19 protein-coding genes, 1 tRNA gene and 1 riboswitch are annotated in these 26,362 nt (G+C 44.5%); of the genes, 4 read left to right on the forward strand and 16 right to left on the reverse strand.

Annotated elements, in window-relative coordinates:
- Window positions 1-45 precede the first annotated feature (45 nt).
- Window positions 46-1,647 (forward strand): S41 family peptidase, encoded by a 1,602-nt coding sequence (locus tag K1Y79_RS12250; RefSeq protein ID WP_236059582.1) that lies wholly within the window; start codon window positions 46-48, stop codon window positions 1,645-1,647.
- Window positions 1,648-1,842: 195 nt separating this feature from the next.
- Here the strand turns inward: K1Y79_RS12250 and K1Y79_RS12255 are convergent, their stop codons facing one another.
- The 5 genes from K1Y79_RS12255 to K1Y79_RS12275 form a co-directional block, all read right to left on the reverse strand.
- Window positions 1,843-2,061 (reverse strand): hypothetical protein, encoded by a 219-nt coding sequence (locus tag K1Y79_RS12255; RefSeq protein ID WP_220250313.1) that lies wholly within the window; start codon window positions 2,059-2,061, stop codon window positions 1,843-1,845.
- A 78-nt stretch (window positions 2,062-2,139) separates the two neighbouring features.
- Window positions 2,140-3,465 carry a ribosome biogenesis GTPase Der gene (gene der / locus K1Y79_RS12260; RefSeq protein WP_220250314.1) on the reverse strand — a complete coding sequence of 442 codons (1,326 nt, stop codon included), beginning with the start codon at window positions 3,463-3,465 and terminating at the stop codon, window positions 2,140-2,142.
- A gap of 12 nt (window positions 3,466-3,477) precedes the next feature.
- Entirely contained in the window at window positions 3,478-4,347 is an 870-nt protein-coding gene (gene era / locus K1Y79_RS12265; protein ID WP_220250315.1) for a GTPase Era, read from the reverse strand.
- A gap of 68 nt (window positions 4,348-4,415) precedes the next feature.
- Window positions 4,416-4,487, reverse strand: a tRNA-Met gene (locus K1Y79_RS12270).
- A 589-nt stretch (window positions 4,488-5,076) separates the two neighbouring features.
- Window positions 5,077-5,469, reverse strand: coding sequence for a single-stranded DNA-binding protein (locus tag K1Y79_RS12275; protein WP_220250316.1), 393 nt, complete (start codon window positions 5,467-5,469; stop codon window positions 5,077-5,079).
- Between the two features lie 189 nt (window positions 5,470-5,658).
- Window positions 5,659-5,751, forward strand: a riboswitch (TPP riboswitch).
- Window positions 5,752-5,814: 63 nt separating this feature from the next.
- Here K1Y79_RS12275 and K1Y79_RS12280 point away from each other — a divergent pair.
- Complete coding sequence (locus tag K1Y79_RS12280; protein ID WP_220250317.1) at window positions 5,815-8,190, forward strand: TonB-dependent receptor; 2,376 nt, start codon at window positions 5,815-5,817, stop codon at window positions 8,188-8,190.
- Between the two features lie 358 nt (window positions 8,191-8,548).
- Entirely contained in the window at window positions 8,549-10,114 is a 1,566-nt protein-coding gene (locus K1Y79_RS12285) for a DUF6770 family protein (RefSeq protein ID WP_220250318.1), read from the forward strand.
- 70 nt (window positions 10,115-10,184) lie between these two features.
- Here the strand turns inward: K1Y79_RS12285 and argH are convergent, their stop codons facing one another.
- From argH to K1Y79_RS12330, 9 genes are all read right to left on the reverse strand, one after another.
- Complete coding sequence (gene argH / locus K1Y79_RS12290; RefSeq protein ID WP_220250319.1) at window positions 10,185-11,516, reverse strand: argininosuccinate lyase; 1,332 nt, start codon at window positions 11,514-11,516, stop codon at window positions 10,185-10,187.
- Between the two features lie 3 nt (window positions 11,517-11,519).
- Entirely contained in the window at window positions 11,520-12,584 is a 1,065-nt protein-coding gene (locus K1Y79_RS12295) for a M20 family metallo-hydrolase (protein ID WP_220250320.1), read from the reverse strand.
- 4 nt (window positions 12,585-12,588) lie between these two features.
- Window positions 12,589-13,377 carry an acetylglutamate kinase gene (gene argB, locus K1Y79_RS12300; RefSeq protein WP_220250322.1) on the reverse strand — a complete coding sequence of 263 codons (789 nt, stop codon included), beginning with the start codon at window positions 13,375-13,377 and terminating at the stop codon, window positions 12,589-12,591.
- Window positions 13,374-14,333: an N-acetylornithine carbamoyltransferase gene (locus K1Y79_RS12305; protein ID WP_220250323.1), complete on the reverse strand. Its 960-nt coding sequence runs from the start codon at window positions 14,331-14,333 to the stop codon at window positions 13,374-13,376. The genes argB and K1Y79_RS12305 overlap by 4 nt, the downstream gene beginning before the upstream one ends.
- A 30-nt stretch (window positions 14,334-14,363) precedes the next feature.
- Window positions 14,364-15,494 (reverse strand): aspartate aminotransferase family protein, encoded by a 1,131-nt coding sequence (locus tag K1Y79_RS12310; protein WP_220250325.1) that lies wholly within the window; start codon window positions 15,492-15,494, stop codon window positions 14,364-14,366.
- A gap of 67 nt (window positions 15,495-15,561) precedes the next feature.
- Window positions 15,562-16,545, reverse strand: coding sequence for an N-acetyl-gamma-glutamyl-phosphate reductase (argC, locus tag K1Y79_RS12315; RefSeq protein ID WP_220250327.1), 984 nt, complete (start codon window positions 16,543-16,545; stop codon window positions 15,562-15,564).
- Between the two features lie 23 nt (window positions 16,546-16,568).
- Entirely contained in the window at window positions 16,569-17,768 is a 1,200-nt protein-coding gene (locus tag K1Y79_RS12320; RefSeq protein ID WP_220250328.1) for an argininosuccinate synthase, read from the reverse strand.
- Window positions 17,769-17,837: 69 nt separating this feature from the next.
- The gene (locus K1Y79_RS12325) at window positions 17,838-18,653 is read right to left on the reverse strand and encodes a GNAT family N-acetyltransferase (protein ID WP_236059583.1); all 816 of its coding nucleotides are present in this window, start codon (window positions 18,651-18,653) and stop codon (window positions 17,838-17,840) included.
- A 457-nt stretch (window positions 18,654-19,110) separates the two neighbouring features.
- Window positions 19,111-21,192, reverse strand: coding sequence for a discoidin domain-containing protein (locus K1Y79_RS12330; RefSeq protein ID WP_220250329.1), 2,082 nt, complete (start codon window positions 21,190-21,192; stop codon window positions 19,111-19,113).
- Between the two features lie 325 nt (window positions 21,193-21,517).
- Here K1Y79_RS12330 and K1Y79_RS12335 point away from each other — a divergent pair, with 325 nt between their 5' ends.
- Window positions 21,518-22,912, forward strand: a complete 1,395-nt coding sequence (locus tag K1Y79_RS12335; protein WP_220250330.1) for a Gfo/Idh/MocA family protein — start codon at window positions 21,518-21,520, stop codon at window positions 22,910-22,912.
- A 168-nt stretch (window positions 22,913-23,080) separates the two neighbouring features.
- On the opposite strand, the gene K1Y79_RS12340 is transcribed toward K1Y79_RS12335, so the two are convergent.
- Both K1Y79_RS12340 and K1Y79_RS12345 read right to left on the reverse strand, forming a co-directional pair.
- Complete coding sequence (locus tag K1Y79_RS12340) at window positions 23,081-24,628, reverse strand: IS1182 family transposase (protein WP_220250331.1); 1,548 nt, start codon at window positions 24,626-24,628, stop codon at window positions 23,081-23,083.
- Window positions 24,629-24,745: 117 nt separating this feature from the next.
- On the reverse strand, window positions 24,746-26,068 hold the full coding sequence (locus K1Y79_RS12345) for a sugar MFS transporter (RefSeq protein WP_220250332.1): 1,323 nt from the start codon (window positions 26,066-26,068) through the stop codon (window positions 24,746-24,748).
- Between the last annotated feature and the right edge of the window lie 294 nt (window positions 26,069-26,362).

The raw sequence follows: 26,362 nt of genomic DNA on the forward strand, positions 1-26,362 counted from the left end.
CGACAAGATACAAGTTTACCTTACCGCTGTTTTCAATACATCATTATGTCGAAAAGGAAACTGAATGTTTTTTTACCGCTCTTATTTGCGGTAGTGCTGGCTTTGGGAATGTACCTGGGTCATAAAATGCCAGGAGCCAACACAGGCGCGCAAACGTTACTATTCACCAGACCTAGCAGAGCACCGTTACAGGAGGTGATGGACCTGCTGAAAATAAAATACGTAGATACCTTGCAGGTAGCAGAATTGCAGGAAGAAGCTATCCAGGGACTACTAGGGCACCTGGATCCTCACTCTATCTATATTCCGCCGTCCAGTCTTCAGACAGTCAATGAAGACCTTGAAGGTCACTTCTCTGGTATCGGCGTGGAATTTAACATTATAGGAGACACTGTGAATGTCGTATCTGTTGTACCAGGTGGTCCTTCTGAAACTGCTGGTGTACAAACCGGAGACAAAATTATCAAGGTGAACGACTCCCTGGTGGCAGGTAACAGCATCACCGGAGACAAGATCCGTAAAATGCTGCGCGGTCCGAAAAACTCTAAAGTAACCGTCAGCATGTTACGTCAGAAGAAACTCCTTCCTATCCAGATTGTCAGGGGCGATATTCCATTGTACAGCGTAGATGCTTCTTACATGATCACACCGGAGATCGGCTATATCAAGATCAGCAAATTTGCGGGCACCACTTACCAGGAATTTATGGACGCTATGCGTAAACTGACCAGGGGTGGTATGACAAAACTGGTGATTGACCTTCGCCAAAACCCCGGTGGCTACCTGGATGCTGCCACCCGTATTGCAGACGAATTACTGGATGAGAATAAACTGATTGTATATACCCAGGGTAAAAGCTATCCGCGTTCGGACTACCGCTGCGAAAAACCAGGGCTGTTTGAAAAGGGAGGACTGACCATCCTGACTGACGAAGGATCTGCCAGTGCCAGTGAAATCCTGGCGGGCGCTGTACAGGAATGGGACCGCGGTACTATCATCGGCCGTCGCACCTTTGGTAAAGGTCTGGTTCAGGAACAGTTTGACCTGAGCAACGGTGGCGCCTTGCGACTGACTGTAGCCCGTTACTACCTGAACTCAGGCAGAAGTATCCAGAAGTCATATGCTGACGGAAGGGACGCCTACGACGACGATATCATGAACCGGTATAATCATGGTGAATTTGTAAGTCAGGACAGCATCCATCAGAAAGATACCATAGCATATAAAACTGCTGCCGGCAGAGTGGTATATGGCGGCGGCGGTATTACGCCGGATATCTTCATTCCTTTTGACACTGCACGGTTTACCAATGTACTGACAGCTATGTACTCCCGCAGTACGTTCAGTAACTTTGCTTACCAATACTACAATAGTCATAAGAGCGAGTTTACCCAGTATAAAGACGCAACGGCTTTTACTAATCAATACCAGTTGCCTAATGAGGTGTATAATGATTTCAAAACCTTTGCTATAAAAGACAGCATCCGGAATGTAGCAGCTATCAATGCACATGATGAGAAGGAAATCAAGACACGTTTGAAGGCCCTGCTGGCCAGACAACTGTGGGGATATGCAGGCTTTTATGAGGCATTGAACAAGGATGATGAGATGATGCGGAAGGCCGTCGATGTGCTGCAGAAGAAATAGTAAAATGAACACAGGCAGGAAGCAACAAATCTTCCTGCCTGCAGATAACAAAAAGGGGGATGTATCACTGGCAGGATACATCCCCTTTTTTATTGGGAGCTGATATGATATAGTACATGGCTGTTTCCTTCCGGGAACAAAAAAACCGCCTCGTTTACACGAGACGGCCAATAAAATTAATACTACAAAACAGGATTAGTGTTTTGCTTCTGCAGCAGGAGCAGCAGCAGTAGTATCAGCAGCTGGAGCAGCAGCAGCAGTATCTACGGTAGTAGCAGCAGAATCAACTGGAGCAACAGCAGCAGAATCAACTGGAGCAGTAGCAGTAGAATCAGCAGTAGAAGTAGATGCACCGCTGTTGCAAGCTACGAAGAACATACCGGCAGCAACTGCGAAGAAGAATAATTTTTTCATGCTTAGTTTGTTTTAAAAGATGCGCAAAGGTATAGTTATTTTTAGTTATGGAACAATACCCATACGAAAATTTCACCTTTATTTCTTTCTAAAGAATAATTTTAACGGTACCCCTTCAAAATCGAAATGGCTACGCAGCTGATTTTCAAGGTAGTTACGGTATGGCGTTTTCACATCATCCGGGAGGTTACAGAAGAATGCAAATGCCGGGGTAAATGTAGGCAATTGCGTTACATACTTGATTTTGATAGGAATACCTCTCACAACCGGTGGATGGAACGACTCGATAGCTTTGAGCATTACCTCATTCAGCTTGGAAGTCTGTACTTTACGTTTACGGTTCTCGTATACACGCAGCGCTTCTTCTATCGCCTTGAAAATACGTTGTTTTTCAACTACAGATGTGAAGATGATAGGCACATTATTGAACGGCGCGAGGCGGCTTTTCAGGTCCTTCTCATAATCTCTTGCCGAGTTGGTGCTTTTATCATCAATCAGATCCCACTTATTCACCAGTACAACCAGTCCTTTACCTTTACGGCCTGCCAGGCTGAAAATGCTCAGATCCTGTGCGGTGATACCTTTAGTGGCATCGAGCAGCAGCATACATACGTCTGCTTCATCCATTGCTTTGATGGCGCGGATCACAGAGTAAAACTCCAGGTCTTCCTGTACCTTGTTCTTACGGCGTAAACCGGCAGTATCGATCAGTACGAAATCTTTCTGGAACATCTTATAGTGCGTATGGATAGTATCGCGGGTAGTACCCGGAATATCTGATACGATGTTTCTTTCCTGCCCGATCAGTGCGTTCAGCAGGGAGGACTTACCTACGTTCGGCTGACCGATGATCGCAATCTTAGGTAGTTCTGCAGCTTGCTGAGCGGCTTCGAGTGTCTCATCATCTTCCGGGATCTGACTAACGATAGCATCCAGCAGTTCGCCGCTACCGCTACCACTCATGGAAGACATGAAGTACACATCCTCAAAACCAAGGCTATAAAATTCCGTCGCTTCCAGCTGACGCGTATTGTTATCTACTTTGTTGACTACCAGCATAACCGGTTTGGAGGAGCGGCGAAGAATATCTGCCATCTCTGCATCCAGGTCTGTAATACCAGTTGCTACATCACACATGAAGAGCAGGAGATTGGCTTCCTCCATTGCTATTTTTACCTGTTTGCGTATTTCACGCTCAAAAACATCTTCACTTCTGGATACAAAACCACCGGTATCAATCACGTTGAACGACTTCCCGTTCCAGTCCGCAATACCGTATTGTCTGTCACGCGTAACGCCGCTTACGTCATCTACGATGGCTTTACGCTGTTCCAGCAAACGGTTGAACAGGGTTGATTTCCCTACGTTTGGACGACCGACGATTGCTACTGTAAATCCTGCCATAACTAAATAAAATTAATAACCGTATTCCCTTAAATAAATATCATTATCCCGCCATTTACCTCTGACTTTCACGAATAGTTCAAGAAACACTTTCTGACCAACAAATTTCTCGATATCCTGGCGGGCCAGCGTACCGATCTTTTTAATGGAAGATCCTTTGTCGCCCAGGATAATCGCTTTCTGCGTTTCGCGTGTAACGATGATATCAGCTGAGATTTTGATCAGCGTGTTCTTTTCCTGGTATTGTGTTACAGCTACTGCTGTATGATAAGGGATCTCCTCGTCAAAGAGGTGGAATATTTTTTCCCGGATGATCTCGCCTACGAAGAAACGTGTAGACTTGTCGGTTAAAGTATCTTCCGGATAGAAGGGTTCGCTTTCGGGGAGCATAGATACAATGCTTTCCAGCAATGCCGGAACGCCTTTACCTTGCAGGGCTGATATAACAACCACTTTTTCCGCCTTGCCCCACTCCTCACATTTCTTCACCAGCGCTTCCAGCTCATCTTTCATCAACAGATCTGATTTGTTAATAACCAGAATACTGCGGGCTTTCAGTCGTAACGCTGCGAACAGGGAGAGGTTTTCTTCAAGATTGTCTTTCGCATCCATGATCAGCATGGCCACGTCAGCATCTTCCAGTGCGGACTTAACAGCACCCATCATTTTTTCGTGCAGTCGGTAACGGGGGTCAATAATACCGGGGGTATCAGAGAATACGATCTGGTATTCCGGTGTTGTGACCACGCCCGTGATACGATGCCGGGTCGTTTGCACCTTCGGTGAAACAATAGCCAGTTTTTCGCCCACCAGAGCGTTCATCAGGGTACTTTTCCCTGCATTGGCCTTACCGAAGATATTTACAAAACCAGCTTTATGCATGCACTACTAATTTCCTTAACTTCCTGAAATAAAAAAAGCCGAATGACTTCGGCTTCTTTTGCTTTTTGTAGCGAGGAGAGGATTCGAACCCCTGACCTTCGGGTTATGAGCCCGACGAGCTACCTCTGCTCTACCTCGCAATGAGGATGCAAATATAGAACTAAAATCGTTCATGCCAAATCTTTTTTTGCAAAACCAACATATACAAGGGTTTCCGGCATCATAAACCTCCCAACCTCCTATTCTTAAACCCTTTGCAGCAAGCAGTTTGATACAACGTCAAGCATATGGAAAAAATCTATTGTTCAACCTGTTATTATCCTGAATTATAGTAAAAATATGCTGGTCAAGCCCGCTGGCTGCTGATCAGCCGCATCTTTGAGGATGGTAGCTATAGATGACCCATGAATATGCTGGTTTTCATACAGATAGCACCCGTTTTGCCTGCTTACAGGTACCACTTTTGATACCGCTATAAAGGGGGTGGACTATGCCCCATAACAAGTTGTATTACAATAAGATAAGTGCTTCAAGTCCACCTTTAGTCCACCTCTTCTTCTCCCACTGTTCGTCCCTTATAGGCAGAGACATATAGCAGCCTTATAACCTATTGCTTTAAAACAATTAAGGATCAAGAACGGTCCTTCACCACAGCGTCGTTTCCCGGGTGCCCGTTCCTAATCCTTAATCATTAATGTCTGTGGCAGGTTAACCTACCCTTCTTACTACTTAAAACGGCAGATCATCTGCCGGATCTTCCTGTTCCACTACGATCTCTTCTACCTCATTTTCCCGTTTGCCGCCATCGCGCCGGCTGGTCAACAGCTGTAAATGACTTACCCGCAGCCGCATGATACAGATATTTTCTCCCTGTGCATTCACATACGTATCTGCCGAAGGCGTACCCTCCACATATACCCGTGTGCCGGTTCTGAGATATGGGCCCAGCTTTTCCTTGTTCCACAGCGAACAATCCACCCATGTGGTCCGTTCCTGCAGCATACCCTCTTTGGTACGGAAGCGTTCTGTATGGGCCATGCGAAAACCAAGAACGGCTGTGCCATTTACCATCCGCTGAACTGCATCATGTCCCAGATGCCCGATTAATTGTAGCTTAATCATTACTGATACAAATTATGGTTAACAATAAAATAGTTCAGGGGAGTGCGCAATTAGAGAGAGAGATCTGCTAACCGGAAATTATACTATTTCTGTCATTGTGAAAAATATTTTCACTTTTTACCTGCTACAGCTATACCTTTGCCCCTGGAAACAGGAGTGCGCAACCTGCGCTGTAACAAAAAAACTCCCGGTTTCACCTCGGGGTGCCTTACTATCAGGCTGAGATCAGACCCGTTGAACCTGACCAGGTAATGCTGTTTAGGAAAGGTAAGCGAACAATCTCTTCCTTACCCATTTATTTAGTTGACAGCTTCAGATTGTAAGCTTATTAAACCGTCATCGTCCATGAGACAATTATTCTTTCTTTTGCTGCTTTGCAGCTTAAGTACTGTGCATGCGCAAACTGTGCTGACCGGCGTTGTAACCGATAAAGCCAGTGGCAAACCATTAGAGGGTGTATCTGTAAGCGTACCGTCAGTGAATGCGGGCATGCAAACCAATGCCAGAGGACAGTACCGCTTTTCTATTCCTGCCAAAGGTCAATATACTTTGCAGGTAAGCTACTTAGGATTTAAACCATTTACCACTGCCATCACTGCTACCGGCAATAGCATCCAGACTGATTTCGCATTAGAGGAAACAGGCCTGTTTGTAAAGCCAGTAGAGATCACCAGTCTGCGTGTAGGTGAACATGCTCCTTTCACACAATCAACCATGACTGCGGAAGAGATCAAAAAGCAAAACTTCGGACAGGACCTGCCATTACTGCTTAATCAGCTACCAGGTGTTGTAACCAATTCCGATGCCGGTAATGGTATCGGTTATACTAATATCCGCGTTAGAGGCTCTGACATCACACGTATCAACATCACAGCGAATGGTATTCCGATTAATGATGCTGAATCTCAGGGTACCTTCTTTGTGAATATGCCTGATTTTGCATCTTCTGTAAGCAGCATCCAGCTACAGCGTGGTGTAGGTACCTCTACTAATGGTGCTGGTGCTTTTGGCGCATCCCTTAACCTGAGCACTAATGATTTCAGAGACAAGGCATATGGAGAAATCAGCAGCAGCTTCGGCTCATTTAACTCGTGGAAACACACCGTCAAAGCGGGATCAGGGCTGATCAATGACCACTTTACTATTGATGCAAGATTATCAAAGATCTCTTCTGATGGATACCTGGATCGCGCTTCATCGGACCTGAAATCTTTCTATACTTCCGCTGCCTATATCTCAAAAAATACGGCTATCCGCCTCAATGTATTCTCCGGAAAAGAAAAAACATACCAGGCATGGAATGGTGTACCATTCGATTCACTGAAGACGAACCGTAGGTATAACTCTGCCGGACAACGCGCTGATGGCACCTTCTACGATAATGAAACAGATAACTATCAGCAGGATCATTATCAGTTATTCTTTAACCAGTCACTAAGCAGCAAACTCGATTTCAACATTGCCGGTCACTATACACGTGGCAGGGGGTACTATGAACAATTCCGTGAACGGGAAGCTTTTGCTGACTATGGATTGGCTAATCCTGTTGTGAATGGCGCGCCTCTTACCAATACTGATCTGGTAAGACAACGTTGGCTGGATAATCATTTCTACGGCGGTATATTCTCTGTTAACTACAAGGGAGATAAGCTGAACTGGAGCCTTGGCGGCGGCTGGAACCGTTATGAAGGCGGCCATCATGGTAATGTAATATGGGCACAATATGCTATTCCAAAAGATTACAGATACTATGACAATGATGCCACTAAACGCGATCTGAACGTATACTGGAAAGGTGAATACAAGATCACTCAGTCACTGCGCCTGTTTGCTGATATGCAGTATCGTACCGTACAATATAACATAGATGGTTTTGATAAGAATCCATCACTGATACAGCATAACACATATAACTTCTTCAATCCGAAAGCAGGTATTTCTTATACGGTGAATGATCGCCAGGAAGTATATGCATCTTTTGCAGTGGGTAATAAAGAGCCTAACCGCGACGATTTCGAAGCAGGTATCAACAATACCCCTAAGCACGAAACACTGCGTGATGTGGAAGCGGGATATACTTACCGTACCAGCAATGTTGTATTGCAGGCAAATGCGTATTATATGGATTACAAAAATCAGCTGGTGCAGACCGGTCAGCTGAATGATGTAGGTGCTTACACACGTGCCAATATACCGGACAGCTATCGCGCAGGTATTGAATTACAGGGTAGTACCCGACTGGGACGTCTGTTTACACTTTCTGCCAATGCAGCATTCAGCCGTAATAAGGTTAAAAACTTTACCTACTTTATGGATAACTGGGATAATGGCGCACAGGATACTGTTGTATACAACAGCACAGATATCTCCTTCTCCCCTTCTTTCGTGGGTGGTTATACCTTATCTGCCAGACCTGTAAAGAACCTGGAAGTAAGTCTGATCGGTAAGTATGTGAGCAGACAATATATGGACAACTCGCAGGTAAAGGAGCGTAGCCTGGATGGATACTATACCAATGATCTGAGGTTCAACTATGTTGTGCCGCAGAAGCTTTTTAAGGAAGTGGGCGTTCAGTTCATGTTGAACAATATCTGGAATGCGATGTATTCACCTAACGGATGGACATATGCATATGAGGAAGAAGGACGTGAGAAATCGTCTAACGGGTATTTTCCAATGGCTGGCACTAATTTCTTTGCCGGCGTCAATATAGCCTTCTAAATCCGTCTTACAAGAGACGCAGGGCTGGCCGCATGGTCAGCCCTTTTTTGTTGCAGATAGTTATCAGCGTAGTGAAAAATTAAAGACGGTTAACCTACAGATTACAGATATTTATTATTTTGCACTGGAAATCATCCCTATACGACAGAAAGAGCATTGCATGAAAACTGTGTTCAGCCCTGGCTGAGTACAGCTGTTTGTAAATACGACAATACATACTGACATTAAGGCCCTATATCATGGACATTCATTACCAATCATGTCTCTACTGCCGGCAAAGGAACGGGATACCAAACATTTAAACCCTTACCTAATAATTGTACAATACCTGGACAATACAAATCAGACTATACACAAAATGAAGAAGAAATTCCTGTTATTCCTATTTTGCCTATTTACTGTACTGCATACCCATGCTCAAACAAAGGTGATCAAAAGTGTAAGCAATGGCATTTCCACCTCGCTGCACAGTATTATTCAGGACGGTAGCCTGGTAGGTTATCTCACCTTCACTGAACTAGAAAAGGCCAGTAAAGACTCCTTTAACTATGCCATCACTATATTGGATGAAAACCTGAACGACATCGGGAAGATGACATTCCGTGAGCAGAAGCTTGACCTGCGCGATGTAGCGTTTGACGAAGATCTGCTTTGTCTGGCTTATATCAAAAGCGATGTACTGGGCAACACTCCCCATCACAAGATATCTTACAAACGTGCTGCGAAGAAAGGATATGTTGCTTTCTTCGCGCAGTTTATTAATCTGCAGGGGGAAATTGTAAAGACATTTGAAAAGAAGGCAGATGTCGATATCTATCATGCGCTGAAACAGCTGGAGAATGGTATTCGTCCGCTGAAACAGGACATACAGTTAAAGAATATCCCTGGTAAAGGCTTTGCCTGTTTTTATGGAGACAGAACGAAAAGGCCTTTGCTCACTTTCAGTACCACCGGAGAAAAAGTGATGGAAAGACAAGTGAAAGAAAAAGCGTCCAGCTACTATCTGCACATTGCCGGTGAAGATATCTACCTATTGACTCACAAAGCAGATGATGAGTTTCAGACAGGCTATACACTATTTGGATACAGTGGTACTACTAATAGTCCGACATTGAAATTGCCTTTAAGAGACAAGAAAAAGAATGCGATGGACATCCTGGGTTTTGGAAATGACCCCGCAACAGGTAGGCTTTTCATCTCTGGTGTTGTAGGCAAAAGCCCTAACTGGAGTAACAACATGAACCGTACGTACGACATTTCACGAGGCGCGTATAAAGGTGTTTATAAAATAGATATCAGCAGCGCCCAGAAAGGTGGCGTTAACACTGTGTATAACTACTGGGCAGACAGTGCGAAGAAAACAATCTCCACTGAGGGCCTGTTCAAACGTGCAAATGCTCATATTGTACCACGCCCTTCCTTCAGAGACTATTCAGGCAACACGTATTTTCTGGGTAGTCAACTGGCCGCGAAGAAACGTAAGGTTGGTATTATTGCAGCCATGATCACCCTTCCGTTAATAAGTCCTCCAGGCATTCTGTTTGCTACCGGTGCATTAGGCTATAGCAAAATTAACGGTGCCATGCTGATACAGATGGATACGACCGGCAATCTCAGTTATCTGGACAGACTTCCTATGATACCATCAAGGAAGACTGTGTCTCCGTGGAGCAACTTTAAAGACATGGATAACTGCAGCTTTTATTCGTTGAACAATCCGGAAACAAGAGTACCCTACCTCATCATCAAAACAGAAAAAGATATTGTGATCTATAATGTGCAGGACAAAAAAGTAGTGCGCAAGATTGCGAAGAAGCTGGGTAACGTAACAACCAGTATTTATCCTGCGAAGGATGGGCACATCATTATTTCAGAATACGATGAAAAGAAACAGTCAACAAAACTATCGATTGAAGCAGTCTGACAGAAACAGGTAAAAGAAAACGGGTGAAAGTATGATACTATCACCCGCTTTCTTTTATGCTATTATCAGCTTAAGCCAACAGCTTTTTCACGGCGGCAGCTACTTTATCAAATGGAAAGCCGTTCATCACTTCATCCATCATACGGCTTACTTCTGCATTACCCGGGTTACCAATGCTACCTTCATGGGTATGCTGCACGGTCTGGTCAGGTGCAAAGTTGCCTTTCTCTATATCCAGTCCTACCTGTTTGTACGCTTCACGGAAGGGCACACCGTCCAGTACCAGGCGGTTTACTACTTCTACGCTGAAGAGGTAACGGTATTTATCGTCATTCAGGATATTCTCGCGGATGCGGATATTCTCCAGCATCAGTCCTGCCATCTTCAGACAATCTTTTAATACACCAAAGGCAGGAAAAAGATTTTCTTTCAGTAATTGCAGGTCACGGTGATAACCGCTTGGCAGGTTAGTAATCATCATCGCTATTTCATTAGGCAAAGCCTGTAGCTTATTGCCATGAGAGCGGATCAGTTCCCACACGTCCGGATTCTTCTTGTGCGGCATAATGCTGGAACCAGTGGTCAGTTCATCAGGGAAACTAATAAAACCGAAGTTCTGGTTCATGAAAAGACAGGCGTCCATTGACATTTTAGCCAGTGTAGACGCTATACCTGCCAGTGCGAAGGAAACGATCTTTTCCGTCTTACCGCGCCCCATCTGTGCATAGACCACGTTATAGTTCAGGTCATCGAAACCCAGTAATTGCGTAGTCATAGTACGGTTCAGCGGGAAAGAGGAACCGTAACCAGCGGCAGATCCCAATGGGTTTTTATTAACAACCTTATAGGCGCTCTGCAATACAGTCAGATCATCTACGAGGCTTTCAGCATAAGCGCCGAACCATAATCCGAAGGAGGATGGCATAGCGATCTGCAGGTGTGTATATCCTGGTATCAGCTGATCTTTGTACTGGATACTTTTCTGTTGCAGCAGATCGAACAGCTGCTTTACTTCGCCTACCAGTACTTCCAGTTCATGGCGCAGGAACAGTTTCAGATCAACGAGAACCTGGTCATTGCGGGAGCGGCCGCTATGGATCTTTTTACCGACTTCTCCCAGCCGGCGGGTCAGCAGTAATTCCACCTGGGAATGGATGTCTTCCACACCATCTTCCAGTACGAAGTTACCTTCCTCGATCTCTTTGTATATCTGCTTTAACTCTTTCCGGAGGATTGTCAGTTCATCTGCGGTCAGCAGACCAATGCTTTCCAGCATAGTCGTATGCGCCAATGAGCCCAGCACATCGAATGGCGCGAGATAAGCGTCCATTTCACGGTCTTTGCCTACTGTGAACTTGTCCACTTCTGCCAGTGCAGTCTTATCTTTTTGCCATATTTTCATATTCTACAGGATTTCTTCGAGTAATTTAATGTAACTATCTATTCCCTGGTGTATTTCGTCCAGGTTAATATATTCATCTGCCGTATGTGAACGGGCGGAATCGCCGGGGCCCATTTTGATGGAGGTAGCCGGTATCAATGCCTGATCGGAAGTGGTAGGTGAACCGTATGTTGATTTACCATGGCGCAGTCCTGCCTGTACAAACGGATGTTCCGAAGGAATACCGGAAGGGCGCATACGCATGGATCTTGGCGTGACTTCACATTTAACGTTAGCACGGATGATTTCAAGCACTTCTTCCAATGTATATTGTTCAGTAACCCGCACGTCTACCACGAAGGTACAATCAGCCGGTACAACGTTATGTGCTTTATTGGAAGTATTAATCACGGTAACGCTCATTTTCACGGGGCCCAGTGTATCAGATACTTTCGGGAAGCGGAAGGTACGGAACCATTCCAGGTCTGGCAGCGCTTTATAGAACGCATTTTCTCCTTCATCGCGGGCAGCGTGACCGGCTTTACCATGGACGGTACAATCCAGCACCATTAGTCCTTTTTCAGCAGTTGCGAGCTGCGTCAAAGTGGGCTCGCCAACGATAGCGAAGTCGATAGCCGGTAATTGTGAAAGGATACTTTCGATACCATTTCTGCCACTGATCTCTTCTTCTGCTGTAGCTGTCAGGATAATATTATATTTCAGATCGCTGCGTTCATAGAAATGCAGGAAGGTAGCGATCAGACTAACGAGGCAACCGCCGGCATCGTTACTACCGAGGCCATATAGTTTACCATCGATGACATCAGGAGAAAAGGGGTCGCGGGTATATTGCGGGTTAGGCTTAACGGTGTCGTGGTGAGAGTTGAAAACAATTACCGGTTTAGCAGGATCAAAGTATTTGTTCTTTGCCCAGATATTATTCAGGTGTTGCTGATAAGGAATATTTCTTTCTTTGAGAAAATCAGCGATCAGTTGGGCAGTCCCCTGTTCTTCCCTGCTGAGGGAAGGAATGGAGATCATCCCTTTTAATAATGTTACTGCATCATCATACAGTTGTTGGTTCCACATAGGTTTAGCGTATTAAGGTACCCGCTACTGTGTCTGTGGTGTTGCTCTGTACGTCATCAGCGTGACCTATCAGCACTTCTGCCACACCACTTTCAATAGCTGCGAAAGCATTTTCAAGTTTAGGCAGGATTCCGTCTGTCAGTACGTTATCAGCTTTCAATTCTTCATAGATCACACGATCTATCAGGTTGATGACCGCGTTATCATCATTAGCATCATGCAATACACCTTTCTTTTCAAAGCAGTAGATCAGTCTTACGTTATAGTGTGCAGACAGCGCTATTGCGAGGGAGGAGGCGATTGTATCAGCGTTGGTATTCAGGATCTGTCCTTTGGTATCGTGTGTAAGCGGTGCGAATACAGGTGTCATACCAGCTTCCAAGAGGGCTTTCAGCGCAGTTGACTGTACATCTTCCGGTTTCACATCTCCTACAAATCCGAAATCTATTTCTTTTACCGGGCGTTTTACCGCAGGGATGATATTCGCGTCTGCACCGGTAAGACCGATAGCGTTACATCCGTTAGTCTGCAGTTTTGCAACCAGTTGTTTGTTGACCAGTCCACCATATACCATTGTTACTACGTCGATAGTAGCAGCATCAGTAATGCGGCGACCATTTACGTAATTTGATTGTATACCCAGCTGATCACCAATGCGGGTGGCAATTTTGCCACCCCCATGGATCAGTATTTTCTTTCCCTGGATGGCGGCGAATTTCTGTAGAAAAGCATCCAGCAGGGTTGGATTATCGATGACGTTACCGCCTACTTTTATTACGAACAGATCGATCATACGATATTGCCTTTTAAGATCTCGCTTAATACAGCCTGGGCTGCCCATACGCGGTTAGCCGCTTCCGGGATAACGATAGACTGTGGCCCGTCCAGCACTTCGTCAGCAATTACTACATTCCTTCTTACAGGCAGGCAGTGCATTACTTTAGCCTGGTTGGTACCTTTCAGTTTGTCGTTAGTTACCATCCAGCTACTGTCGGTGCAGGTGATCTTGCCATAGTCTTTATAAGAAGACCAGTTCTTCACATATACGAAGTCTGCGTTTTCCAGGGCTTTATCCTGATTGTATTCGATTTGAGCGTTACCGGAGAATTTATGATCCAGTTCATATCCTTCCGGGTGAGTGATCACAAAGTCTGCTTCGCCCCAGGCGTTGATCCATTGAGCGAAAGAGTTTGGAACAGCCTGTGGCAATGGTTTTACGTGAGGTGCCCAGGTCAGCACTACTTTCGGTCTGCGTGGCTGTTGCCATTGTTCCTTGATAGTGATTACGTCTGTTAAACTCTGCAGCGGATGCAGTGTAGCGCTTTCCAGGCTTACTACAGGCACGCCTGCATATTTGATGAACTGGTTGATATATTTTTCCTTGTAATCAGCTTCTTTGTCTTTCAGGCCCGGGAATGTACGGATAGCCATGATGTCGAAGTACTGGCCCATAACGGCGGCAGCTTCTTTCACATGCTCCGATGTATTACCGTTCATGACAGCGCCATCATTCATTTCCAGCTGCCAGCCTTCCTTATCGATGTTGAATACTACCACTTCCATTCCCAGGTTTTTTGCCGCCACCTGCGTACTCAGACGTGTTCGCAGACTGGGGTTCAGGAATATCATACCCAGTGTTTTGTTCTCACCTAATGCTCTGTCTTTGAAAGGCTGTTTTTTGTAGTCCAGTGCTATATCCACTAAACGCGGGACACTTGGAACATCATCTACGGAAATAAATTGTTTCATTTGTTAGTATGGCTCTGATGATGATTGATGTTAGTTTTTCTCAACTTCCTGTTTGAATGCAGTGAGGAACTGATCTGCGTGTTCCATGGTAAGAGCCAGGGAAGGCAGCAGTCTGATCACGTTTGGCTTAGCTTCACCGGTAAAGATCCTGTGCTTAAACAACAATTCTTTTCTTACATGGTTCAGCTCCTCAGGTAATTCAATACCTATCATCAGGCCTCTTCCTCTTACTTCTTTCACCTGCGGGAATGCTTTCAGTTGCTCGATCAGGTAACCGCCTACTTTGGCTGCATTAGCGATCAGGTTGTCTTTTTCAATCACTTCCAGCACAGCCAGTGCCGCAGCGCAAGCCAGGTGGTTACCACCAAATGTGGTACCTAACAGTCCGTAAGAAGCTTTAATATGAGGCGCGATGATGATACCTCCGACCGGGAAGCCATTACCCATACCCTTTGCCATGGTATAAATATCTGCATTTACACCGGCGAAGTCATGAGAGTAGAACTTACCGCTTCTGCCATAACCACACTGTACGCTATCTGCGATGAACACAGCATTATGGGCATCGCACAGGCTTCTGATCTTTTGCAGGAAGGACTCACTTGCAACCTGAATACCGCCTACACCCTGAATACCTTCAATGATCACTGAAGATACCTCATATTGGTTGAAGGCTGCTTCCAGCGCAGCTTCATCCTGCCATGGCAGGAATACCACATTGTCAGTTTCGTTCACCGGAGCCATGATCTTCGGATTGTCGGTCGCTGCTACTGCCAGCGATGTTCTGCCATGGAACGACTTTTTAAACGCGATAATCTTCTTCTTCCCGTTATGGAAAGAAGCCAACTTCAGTGCGTTCTCATTAGCTTCAGCGCCAGAGTTACAAAGGAATAACTGATAATCCTCCTTACCGGAGATCTTACCCAGTTTCTCTGCCAGTTGCTGCTGCAGTGGTATTTTGATGGAGTTGGAATAGAACCCTACTTTATTCAGCTGATCAGTTAACCGTTGTACGTAATGTGGGTGAGTGTGACCGATAGAGATCACGGCGTGACCACCGTACAGGTCAAGATATTGGTTGCCTTTTTCGTCCCATACATTGGAACCGGCAGCCTTTTCTATAGTGATATCGTTGATGGGATATACGTCGAATAATTGCATGGTAGCTCAGATTGTTTCCCGTGTGCTGCGGGAGGATTGTAAATAATCGGCAATAGCCGGGCATAGTTTAGAATACGATAGACTTCAGCTTTAAACCAGCAGTTTCCTCAAACCCGAACATGAGGTTCATATTATGAACCGCCTGTCCTGACGCACCTTTCAACAGATTATCTTCGATGGAGTGGATGATTAGTTTATTACCCACTTTTTCCAGCTGCAGTAAACACTTGTTGGTATTTACGATCTGCTTGAGGTCTATCTGTTTGTCACTTAAATGCGTGAACGGATGGCCTGCATAATAGGTTTTATACAGCTGCTGCGCTTCTTCAAGCGATAAGTCGCTTTGCAGGTAAGAAGTTACCCAGATACCTCTAGGAAAATCTCCGCGAACCGGTACGAAATTGACATCTCCGGTAAAGGAAGGCTGCAACAGCTGCAGACTTCGTCGTATTTCTTTCAGATGCTGATGGCTCAGTACTTTGTAGGTAGAGATGTTATTGGCCCTCCATGTAAAGTGGGAAGTAGCCTGTAAACTCTGTCCTGCCCCGGTTGATCCAGTGATACCGGTAGTATGAACTTCTGTCAGCAAACCCGCTTTGGCCAGTGGCAACAATCCTAACTGGATACCTGTTGCGAAACAACCTGGGTTAGCAATATTATTTGCAGTAATGATTTTTTCACGTTGCATTTCTGGAAGACCGTATACAAACTCACGGTCTTTCACAGATTCACCAAGTCTGAAATCCTGGCTTAGGTCTATGATTTTTACTGCCGGAGCGATATCAGTATCCTGTACAAATTTCTTTGCTTCTCCATGACCCAGGCAGAGGAACAGTACGTCGATATTACTGTGTACATCAGCAGAGAAGGTCATTTCGGTTTCCCCCAGCAGGTCGGCGTGTACCGCATAAAGGGGGTTGCCGGCATTACTCCGGCTATTAACATAAGCAATTTCTACATTGGGATGATTCAATAAAAGACGGATCATTTCTCCACCACCATAACCAGCTCCACCAATGATCCCTGCTTTTATTTTCTTGTCATTTGCCATTTTCTTCTGTTTTACGCCGATGGCTATTTGCCTTTGGCACTGTCTGCAACCTGATGCCAGATCATAGTCTGGTTACCGAATATTTTGCTGAAGCCTCTTACGTCTTCGCCGCTCCAACCGCTGTTCATCTCACCGTATTTACCAAATTTGCTGCTCATGAGATCAAATTCAGACTTGATACCAGTTACCTGGAAACGGTAAGGTTGCAGTGTAACAAAAACTTCGCCGGTTACGTGTTCCTGGCTATGCTGCAGGAAAGCTTCAATATCACGCATTACCGGGTCCATTACCTGGCCTTCATGTAACCAGTTACCATAGAATTGGGATAACTGATCTTTCCAGCTCAGCTGCCATTTAGTAAGTACGTGTTTTTCCAGCGCGTGGTGTGCTTTGATAATGACTACAGGTGCAGCAGCTTCAAAGCCAACGCGGCCTTTGATACCGATGATGGTATCGCCTACGTGGATGTCGCGGCCGATAGCGTAGGGGCCAGCCAGCTCTTGCAGGTGCTGGATTGCTTCTGAAGGGTGTGTAAAGGTCTTGCCGTTGACACCAGTCAGTTCACCTTTCACAAACTGGAGGGATACTTTTTCAAGTCCTTCTTTTGTCAGCTGTGTAGGCCATGCTTCTTCAGGCAGGAAGCCATCAGAGGTCAGTGTTTCTTTACCGCCCACGGATGTACCCCAGATGCCTTTATTGATAGAGTAAGCTGCTTTTTCAAAGTTCATCTGTACGCCTTTACCTTTCAGGTAGGCGATCTCCTCTTCACGGCTCAATTTCATATCACGGATTGGGGTAATGATTTCTACACCCGGAATCATGATATGGAAGATCATGTCAAAACGTACCTGGTCGTTACCAGCGCCGGTGCTACCATGAGCAACAGCGTCAGCGCCCAGATCTTTCACATGCTGCGCGATAACCAGCGCCTGTGTAACGCGCTCAGCGCTTACGCTCAGCGGGTAGGTGTTATTTTTCAGCACGTTACCAAATACGAGGTATTTGATAGCACTATCATAATAGGAACGTATTGCATCTACGGTCTTATGACTCTTTACTCCCAGGCTATATGCGCGCTTCTCAATTTCCTCCAGTTCTTCTGCTGAAAAACCACCGGTATTGACGATTACTGAATGCACTTCATACCCTTTTTCTTCAGTCAGGTATTTTACGCAATAGGAAGTATCAAGTCCTCCGCTAAATCCAAGTACTACTTTTTTCATTTATGATAAGATTGTGCTGCTCCACCATACCAGTGTATGGGTGACGCGCTATAATAAAAAAATGATCCTTTAAAATATATTGAACAGAAAGAAACGCTTTCTGCTGGAGGGTGCTCCACCACCGCTCACGTTGTCCTTACTGCTTTGCAGCAGTACAAATCTTTTAAAACGCAGCCATCTTTCAAATAGCTTGAAGTTCTCTTTGAACTTCCTTGGTTTCTTATGGTGTCTGATCTGACCGTCAGCAGCGACCAGTATTTGTGGCTGAGGGGCTGTTGTACCGTCTGTTTTAATCTGGAGAGCAGCTTTTCTCTGCGCTTCTTTCTCAGCTTCTTCTTTTGCCTTCTCAACAGGATCGTAGAGCATAGCAGTACAAAGACAGTTCTTACGGTTTTTGCTTGTCAGCACCTCAAAGTTAACACAGCTACGGCAACCTTTCCAGAATTCGTCATCATCAGTTAGTTCTGAATAGGTTACAGGTTCATAGCCAAGCTCAGAATTGATCTTCATCACGGCGAGGCCGGTTGTGAGACCAAATATTTTTGCATCCGGATATTTCTGTCTGGACAATTCAAAGACGCGGTGTTTGATGGCTTTTGCCACACCATGCCCTCTGAAAGCAGGGTTTACGATTAGCCCTGAGTTGGCCACAAATTTATCGTGCCCCCAGGCTTCTATGTAGCAGAAGCCTACCCATTCGCCTTTATCTGTTAATGCGATAACAGCCTTCCCCTCTTCCATCTTCAGTTGAACATACTCGGGAGAACGTTTGGCAATACCTGTTCCACGCGCTTTGGCGGAAGCCTCCATCTCATCTGTGATGGTTTTGCCATAATGCTTATCGTCAGTGGTCGCAACCCTGACAATGATATTCGGATTTTCCAATTGTGTCAATTGAAAACGTAAAGCAATAAATTAATATCTGGAATCCATTACTGGATAGAAAAACACCTACTGTGACTAAGAATTGTCACGGTGCTGCGATAGTGTGCATTATGTAAGCGGACACTATCAAATACGAGGTCGTCGGGAAAGATATCTAAAGACATTGAACCCAATAGAGTACTCTCCTTCCATCAGAGAAGGATGATATGCAGAAAGATTATGGGCCGCAAAGTTTTCCAACTTCAGTTCAGCATTAAATTGTTAAAAACTGTCTTTATTTTAAATCAAACGCAAAGTTATAATATTATTTTTTCTTCGCCGACAAAAAATTCAAGACTAAAAGTTAAATTACCAAATAGGTAGTTGCAAATTACGGGCCAACATAGCATATTTAAACATATATAAAACAAACGTCCCCGCCAGATTGGCGGGGACGTTTTGAAAATCAATAGTTTATTTATCTGGTGATAATGCCCAGCTCTGCCACACTGGCCCAGTGCTCATTATCATTGGCTGGAGCTGTGGCGACTAATCTGATATAACGGCCTTTAACCGGCTTATTAAATTTGATAGTCTGCATTACAGGATTGTTTGCAATGTTAGCGAAATTGCCATGTGCAACCGGAGATCCCCAGTTTTCCCCATCTTCGCTTACATAGAACTCATACCCATAAATGGTACCTGAACGTACTGTCTGGTGACGAGGAGTATAAGTGAACCCTTTCAAAGTCAGCGACTCACTCATATCAACCTGAATTTCATGCGGATATTTAGAGGCATCCGGCTGGTAGTTGGTCATCCAGAACGAATTAGGGTTGCCATCTATCGCCCTGTCAGGGTCAGCGCCTGCTGCCTGTCCATCCGTGTAAATTACCCGCCATTTAGCCGGGGCTATGTCATATACCGCCGATACTGTTGTGCTGGAAACTTTTCCTTTTTCCAGGAAAGCCTTCGCTTTTACCACGCCTCCCTGAGGCAGTGAGATGAAACCAGTATATTTAGGCGACTTGTAAGTTGGTTCCTTCCCATCCAATGTGTAGTGTAATTCCGGATCAGAAGAAGAGCAGGTAATGCTCACTTCGCCGTTCTTATTACGCTGGATCATTGGTACTGCCAGTAAACCAGGCGCTCTGAAAAGTTGCACTTCACTAATCACCGGACAAGCCAGGGCATCCTGAATATTGATACGCACCTGCGTAGTAGTCACATCAGGAAACGACAGGATACGTTTATGGCCTATAGTGGTTGCATTAGCAATTTCTTTGAATACACCATTCTCCAGCACCTCTATGTTAAAAGCCTTTACACGTTGTCCGAGAGTGATATATTCCTGTACAACCAGGCGGTTGAAAGTCGTTGCTTTCGTAAATTTTAATGTGATGGAGCCTTTCTGTATGTTGTCCGGCGTAGCCCAATATGTATCAGTTTTGCCATCTGTCAGGTTGCGCGCAGATACTTTGGCATTACCCTTCCGGGTTTCTGTGGCTGTTACTTTAGCATTTTTTGCCAGGTTTACTTTAAAGCTTGCTTCACGCATCTTTCTGAACTCCATCAGGCGGATAGAGTCTGCCTTATAAATCAGACCTCGTCGGTCAACCGGCACATTCAGCAACATATTCCCATTCCGGCCTACCGAGCCGTAGTAGATATCCAGTAGTTGTTGTACGCTCTTCACCTTATCATCCGTAGAAGGACTGTAGAACCATCCCGGGCGGATGGACACATCACATTCAGCAGGTATCCACTTCTCTCCGTTTATGTTACCTTCATTTAATACTGACTGTGCAGGAGCACCCTTACCAGGCGTAAACCCGGTTACATTTAAAGTAGACCAGTTAGTAGTACCAGCAATTCCATCTTCATTACCTACCCAGCGGCATCCAGGTCCTATATCGCTGAAGATGACAGCATTGGGTTGATTTTTATATACAGTCTTGTGGAAAAGTGGCCAGTCATATACCGGGCGTTTGCCATTCGGACCTTCCCCGTTAGCACCGTCAAACCACTGCTCAAAGACAGGGCCGTAACCACTGAGTACTTCATCGAGCGTATTAACAAATACCTGGTTGTATTCCGGCGTACCGTAAGCAGGGTGATTCCGGTCCCATGGAGAAAGGTATACGCCAAACTTCAGCCCATATTCTTTACATGCTTCGGATAGTTCCTTTAGCACATCACCTTTACCGTCCTTCCAGGAGCTTTCTCTCACTGTATGTGTACTATATTTACTTGGCCACAGGCAGAAGCCATCATGGTGTTTGGCGGTAATAATTATAGCCTTCATACCAGCCTCTTTGGCGGTACGCGCCCATTGACGGGCATCCAATTGTGACGGATTAAAGACTTTCGGGTCCTCGTCTCCATGTCCCCATTCATTATCTGTAAACGTGTTAGGACCCAGGTGGATGAACATATAGTATTCCATATGCTGCCAGTCCAGCTGAGCTTTAGAGGGTAATGCGCCATAAGGTGCGATCTCCTGCGCATGAGCAGCCGCAAGGGAGCAGCAAAGCCCTGCTGTTAGTAAGAACTTTTTCATCTCTAATGTTTGACTTTTCGTGGAACCGGACTGATTACCGGACACAATCAGTAGTATAAGACCTGTTAATTGATTTTCTTAAGACCTGTTATTCTCGTAGACCTGTTAATTCACACGTTATATCACATCGAACTAAAATAATATTTAATAGAGCGTATAGCATACACCATGATAAAATTGATGCAGGGAAAGGCAAAATAAAATAGAACTTACAACTATTTTATCATTGATGATAGCAACTATTGCGCAATTTCTCTATTTTTATTCTACCAGCTACTAATACACCAGCAGTCTTCTTTTAGCAAGAGCTAAAACCAAACAACGCATGAAAAAGCAGCAATTTCACAGGAGAAACTTTCTCAAAACCACTGTGGCAGCAGGTGTAGGATTAGCCCTCCTTAATACTCCTGCCCGCCTCTTTGCAGACATCAAAAAAGAAAAAGTAAGGGTAGGACTGATTGGTGTAGGTGCCCGCGGACAAGGGCATCTTGAATTGTGTCTCCAAAGAGATGACGTAGATGTTACCGCAATCTGCGACCCTGATACACAGTGGGCAATTCCAAAATCCCGAGAACTTATCTCAAAAGCTTATGGATCCAAGAAAAAGGTAGCTGAATACAGCAATGGTCCGGAAGATTTTCGTAACATGCTTAAACGTGACGACATTGACGCTGTAATCATTGCTACGCCATGGGAATGGCATACAATACAGGCAATTGCTGCTATGAAAGCAGGTAAAACGCCAGCAGTTGAAGTCTGTGGCGCGTCTGATATACAGGAATGCTGGAACCTTGTTAATGCCAGCGAAGACACTGGCGTACAGGTATTTGGCATGGAGAATGTATGTTATCGCAGGGATGTGATGGCTGTGCTGAATATGGTGCGGCAGGGGCTTTTCGGTGAACTTACACACCTGCAGGGCGGTTATCAGCATGACTTACGGAAGGTGAAGTTTAATAACGGCAAACAACTGTATGGCGGTGGTGTAGAATTTGGTGAAAAAGCTATGTCAGAAGCCAGGTGGCGAACCAACCACAGTGTATATCGGAATGGTGATCTTTATCCTACTCACGGGCTAGGCCCCGTTGCAAACATGATCAACATCAACCGGGGTAATCGCCTGTTGTCGCTCACCTCAGTCGCAACAAAAGCCCGGGGATTGCATAAATACATTGTTGACAACGGTGGAGAAAATCATCCAAATGCAAAGGTGGAGTTCAAACTGGGAGATATTGTTTCAACATTGCTCCGCACCAATAATGGAGAGACTATCATGTTGTCGCATGATACCAATTCCCCCCGTCCTTACTCCCTCAATTTCCGTGTACAAGGTACTAATGGACTTTGGATGGACGATCTGGATGCCATTTATGTAGAAGGGAAAAGTCCTTATGATGAGTGGGAGAAAGCAGGCAATACAAAAGACGCTAACAGTTATATGGCGAGATATGATCATCCGCTGTGGAAGCGCTACACAAGTAGTGCGGCGGGCGCAGGCCATGGAGGGATGGACTGGTTTGTGATCAACTCGTTCATTGAGAGTGTGAAAAGAGGTGCGCCTTATGCGCTGGATGTGTATGATCTGGCAACCTGGTACGCTATTACACCACTCAGTGAACAGTCTGTGGCTGAAGGGGGTAATGTGCAGTACATCCCTGATTTTACACGGGGCCAGTGGATAAACAGGAAACCGATATTTGCGCTGGACGATCAGTATTAAATAAAAAGAGGGTGTCTCATAAATAAAGAGGCATCCTCTTTATTTTTATATACGGTTGTATAGCGTGCTATATGCTAATTACTATTTACTCTTGAACTGATATCAATAGGGTACTATATGGAGTATATAGGGATGTGATAGAGTTGTTTGAGGGATATTTAAGGCTTTTTATGCCACTTTCTTTCTTAGATTATGGGCTAAGGCTAATAACCCCATTTCGATACTAACCTTGTCTATGCCTCTAAGCATGAAGCGTTTAAAGTGGTGGTTATGCTTAATATTGGCGAACACAGGTTCGGTATCGAAGCAACGCTGCTTACGTTTACAGATGCCTCGTTTGGTTTTCAATCGCTTATCAGCTTTCTGTTTTAGCCTATTCCAGTTATGGTTGACTTCAATAATTCGATTGCCTTTCTGTTGATGGCACTCGCTTCTTAAAGGACATCCTTCACAGTTTTTAGCCTGATAACGAGTAATGGTCCGCTCATAGCCGGTGCGACTTGTGGAAGTAAATGAACCAAGCTTCTTCATAGGTTTGCCTGTAGGGCAGTAATAACGGTCCTTTACAGGATCGTATTCTAATTTGTCTATCGTATAAGGCTTTTTGCTACGTAGAAGATTATTTTGATCACGATCAAACTGGCTATGTTTTACATAAGCTGTGATCTTTTTATTTTCCAACCATTGGTAATTCTGTTCGCTCCCGTAACCTGCATCGGCCTTTACTGTATTAGGCTTGCCATGGAATTGACGTATATGATCCTGAAGATGAGTGATCAGCGTATTAGTGTCTGTAGTTTGCTGATGAACACTATAAGATGCTATAAATTGATTATTGGTACTGATTTGTACGTTGTAAGCTGGCTTTAACTGTCCGTTCTTCATATGGTCTTCCTTCATGCGCATAAAGGTGGCGTCAGGATCAGTTTTGCTATAACTACTTCTTTGTTCACCTAGTATCTTCTCTTGTTGTTCATATTTCTCAAGCGCTGCCGGCCAGTGTCGCTTAGCATAATTAAGTTTCTGCTTTATTTTTTTATCCGCTGATTTGTCTCCTTTTAATGCCTCATTGATCTTTTCTATTGTCTGACTTACCTTCTCCTTATCTATTTTATCAAAACCTGATGGATCTGTGTCATCAAGTTCTGATGCTGCTACACTTTGAGCATATTGCCATAGCTCATTCAATTGTTGTTTAATTTTCTCTTTATTATGCTTAATGGCATTGCCCCAAACAAAAGTGTACCGGTTGGCATTGGCTTCTATCTTTGTTCCATCTGTGTATAGATCCTTTATGCTTAGTAAACCTTCCTCGCACAGCAATAGCACCACCTGGGTAAATATTGGTTGTAAACTCTTTTGTAAGCGCTTGCCTCTAAAGCGGTTAATTGTATTATGATCTGGAGTACTCATGCCGCTAAGCCACATATAATGGATGTGCTGGCTCACTGCCTCTTCTATTTTACGGCTGCTGTATATATTATTTATATAAGCGTAGACTAATATTTTCAATAACATACGGGGATGATAACTGCTCGTACCCCCTGGCTTGTATTGACGAACAAGTTCGCTAATGTCTACTCTTTCAAGAACATCGTTTACAGTTCTTACCGGATGGTTTTGGGGAATCAGATCATTAATATCTGGTGGTAACAACATGCCTTGATTCTGGAAGTTGCTCTTAAATACTACTGATAAAGTTTTGCCTCTGGCCATGATTTAATTTACTAATTATCATAACACTAAAGCTCTTTTTGTTCCAACTTTTTGCTAAAAAAAGAAGAAGGTGCCTCAAATACTTTTGAGACACCCTCTTTTGACTATGTCATCAAGTTATCTTTTACCTACTTTGTGTCCGGCAAGTGCATAGTAAAGAATGTAGACATAACACGGTACCATACAATAGAGGAACGCGCGCTGAAAATCCATCCCTTCAACATGCAGGAAACTTTCTTTGTCGTACAGACCAGCATAAATTTGCGGTAGTACACCACCACCAACAATACCCATCACAAGGAAGGCAGAACCTAACTTGGTAAACCCTCCCAGTTTGTCAATCGCCAGTGGCCAGATTGCGGGCCACATTAGTGCGTTGGCTAAGCCCAGTAAGGCTATGAAGGTTACAGCTGTATAACCGGTTGTAAAGAAAGCGCATACCGTGAACACAATGCCTAAGATTGCAGAAACACGTAAACTCATATCCTGCGAAAGATATTTTGGAATAGCCACAATCCCGATGATATATCCTACCAGCATTGCCAGCAGGGTAAATGTAGTGAAGTACTTTGTTTTGTCAAGTCCCATACCCATAGCACTGCCGTATGTACCGATCACATCGCCTGCCATTACCTCTACGCCAACGTACATGAAAATACAGAGAGTACCCAGTAACAGATAAGGATACTGGAATATACTGGTCCGGTTGTCGGAAACTGGCTTTCCATCGGTTTCTTCTGTCTTACCATCAGTATCTATCTCAGGCAGGGACGAACGGCTGATAATTACTGCCAGTAATACAAGTACGATTGCAATGACGATATATGGAACGATCACTCTGGATGCCAAGCTATCCAGCAAAGCAGCTTTTTGAACAGGATCTGTAGCTGCGACTATTTTTGCTTCCAGTTCTGTCGCGTTTTTGAGTACAATGGAAGCCAGGATGAGTGGACTGATAGCGCCGGCAATCTTATTACAGATTCCCATGATACTGATGCGTTTAGCAGCGCTTTCCATAGGTCCAATGATACTTACATAGGGATTGGAAGCTGTTTGTAATAAAGAAAGGCCGCCTCCCTGTATGAATAAACCTGTCAGGAACAAGCCAAAACTACGACTATTAGCCGCTGGAATGAAAACCAGTGAGCCCGCAGCCATTACGACCAGGCTAAGTGCCATACCATTCTTAAAACCAGTCTTTTTGATAATGAAAGAAGACGGAATTGACAGGAAGAAATATGCCAGGTAAAAGGCAAAAGTCACCAACAGAGCTTCAGAGATGTTTAATTCGCAGGCAATGCGCAGAAAAGGAATAAGCGTACCATTTACCCATGTTACGAAACCCATCATGAAATACAGCATCCCCAGAATGCTGAGTGCCTGCACATAACTGGCCTGTGGCTTAGGCGGTGCGGCAATCGTTGTTGCGGTGTTTGACATTATTTCCTGTTTAATATTTTTGAATGATTTTGATCGATCCTTGCGAACTTAGCCAACAATTTACGTATTTCATAGTTAAATGAGGCAAATTCACGCTTTTGAGTAGACATAGGTTAAATTCCCATCTTAAATAGCTTAAATAGTACACTTTACTGACTATCTAAAAACGATTTAATTAACTTCTAGTGAAAAGAAATAGAAATTTTATAACATATTAGCTAAAACGTTTTTGCTTCAGGAAAATAGGCATATTTATTTTGAAAATTTAGGAATTGTCGAAAAATAATTTATACA

The organism is Chitinophaga rhizophila (genome assembly GCF_019492185.1).
In the GTDB taxonomy this organism is placed as follows: Bacteria; Bacteroidota; Bacteroidia; order Chitinophagales; family Chitinophagaceae; genus Chitinophaga; species Chitinophaga rhizophila.

Coding starts and splice junctions, on each gene's coding strand:
- K1Y79_RS12255 (WP_220250313.1), bottom strand. CDS start 2,061: ATGAAAAAATTATTCTTCTTCGCAGTTGCTGCCGGTATGTTCTTCGTA.
- der (WP_220250314.1), bottom strand. CDS start 3,465: ATGGCAGGATTTACAGTAGCAATCGTCGGTCGTCCAAACGTAGGGAAA.
- K1Y79_RS12295 (WP_220250320.1), bottom strand. CDS start 12,584: ATGTGGAACCAACAACTGTATGATGATGCAGTAACATTATTAAAAGGG.
- argC (WP_220250327.1), bottom strand. CDS start 16,545: ATGGCAAATGACAAGAAAATAAAAGCAGGGATCATTGGTGGAGCTGGT.
- K1Y79_RS12335 (WP_220250330.1), top strand. CDS start 21,518: ATGAAAAAGCAGCAATTTCACAGGAGAAACTTTCTCAAAACCACTGTG.
- K1Y79_RS12310 (WP_220250325.1), bottom strand. CDS start 15,494: ATGCAATTATTCGACGTATATCCCATCAACGATATCACTATAGAAAAG.
- K1Y79_RS12280 (WP_220250317.1), top strand. CDS start 5,815: ATGAGACAATTATTCTTTCTTTTGCTGCTTTGCAGCTTAAGTACTGTG.
- argH (WP_220250319.1), bottom strand. CDS start 11,516: ATGAAAATATGGCAAAAAGATAAGACTGCACTGGCAGAAGTGGACAAG.
- K1Y79_RS12320 (WP_220250328.1), bottom strand. CDS start 17,768: ATGAAAAAAGTAGTACTTGGATTTAGCGGAGGACTTGATACTTCCTAT.
- argB (WP_220250322.1), bottom strand. CDS start 13,377: ATGATCGATCTGTTCGTAATAAAAGTAGGCGGTAACGTCATCGATAAT.
- K1Y79_RS12330 (WP_220250329.1), bottom strand. CDS start 21,192: ATGAAAAAGTTCTTACTAACAGCAGGGCTTTGCTGCTCCCTTGCGGCT.
- K1Y79_RS12305 (WP_220250323.1), bottom strand. CDS start 14,333: ATGAAACAATTTATTTCCGTAGATGATGTTCCAAGTGTCCCGCGTTTA.
- K1Y79_RS12285 (WP_220250318.1), top strand. CDS start 8,549: ATGAAGAAGAAATTCCTGTTATTCCTATTTTGCCTATTTACTGTACTG.
- K1Y79_RS12275 (WP_220250316.1), bottom strand. CDS start 5,469: ATGATTAAGCTACAATTAATCGGGCATCTGGGACATGATGCAGTTCAG.
- K1Y79_RS12340 (WP_220250331.1), bottom strand. CDS start 24,628: ATGGCCAGAGGCAAAACTTTATCAGTAGTATTTAAGAGCAACTTCCAG.
- K1Y79_RS12250 (WP_236059582.1), top strand. CDS start 46: ATGTCGAAAAGGAAACTGAATGTTTTTTTACCGCTCTTATTTGCGGTA.
- K1Y79_RS12345 (WP_220250332.1), bottom strand. CDS start 26,068: ATGTCAAACACCGCAACAACGATTGCCGCACCGCCTAAGCCACAGGCC.
- era (WP_220250315.1), bottom strand. CDS start 4,347: ATGCATAAAGCTGGTTTTGTAAATATCTTCGGTAAGGCCAATGCAGGG.